Annotated in this window: 1 protein-coding gene; it reads right to left on the bottom strand. The window is 71.0% G+C overall.

All coding sequences use genetic code 11. The features are described from left to right. The coding region (locus FNQ90_RS25420) for a cytochrome P450 (RefSeq protein ID WP_182608459.1) at positions 1-779 on the bottom strand (779 nt) is incomplete at its 3' end. Between the last annotated feature and the right edge of the window lie 27 nt (positions 780-806).

Genomic DNA, 806 nt, shown 5'->3' with positions numbered 1-806 from the left:
GGGTGGGTGAGCAGGGTGTGGGTGAGGTGGTTGATCAGGGCGACGGCGGTCTCGCTTCCGGCGCCGATCATGAGGATGAGCGTGGAGAGGAGTTCCGTCTCATCGAGCCGGTCCCCGTCGTCGCGGGCGGTGAGGAGGGTGCTGGTCAGGTCCGGGCCCGGGGTGGTGCGCTTGGTTTCGATCAGGGTGGTCATGGCCGTGTACAGCTCGTCGCGTATGCGGGTGGCGCGCTCGGTGTCGGCGGTGGTGTCCAGCACCGAGTCGATGACGCGCAGCATTCGCGGGCGCTGGGCGTCGGGGACGCCGAAGAGGTCGCAGATCACCCGCGTGGGCACGGGGTGGGAGAAGGCGGCGCGCAGGTCGACGGGGCGGTCGGGGGCCCGGTCTTCGAGGTCGTCGAGGAGGTCGGTGACGATGGTCTCGATGGCCGGTCGCATCTCCCGTATGCGCTGGGGGGTGAAGGCCCGTCCGACGAGTTTCCTCAGCCGGGTGTGGTCCTCCCCGTCGCTGGTGAACATGGAGACCACGTCCACCCACGCGGTCAGCCAGGGGTATCGGCCGGGCCGGTAGCCGGGCCAGCTCTTGCGGGCGTCCTTGGAGATGCCCGGGTGGGTCAGCAGGCGTTTGGCGACCTCACCGCGGGTGATGGCCCACGCGGTCAGGCCGTCGGGCAGCTCCACGCGGGCTGCGGGGCCGGCCTCGCGCAATTCGGTGATCTGTGCCGGTAGGCGCCGGCCGGTGGTGTCCAGGACGACGGGTGCGGTGCGCGCGGTGCTCATGAGGTCCCTCCGATGCGGGTGGCGGAG

This window comes from Streptomyces alkaliphilus (assembly GCF_014141535.1).
GTDB lineage: Bacteria > Actinomycetota > Actinomycetes > Streptomycetales > Streptomycetaceae > Streptomyces > Streptomyces alkaliphilus.
Note: the sequence above shows the minus strand (reverse complement) of the source record. Positions and strands in the feature narration are given on the sequence as shown.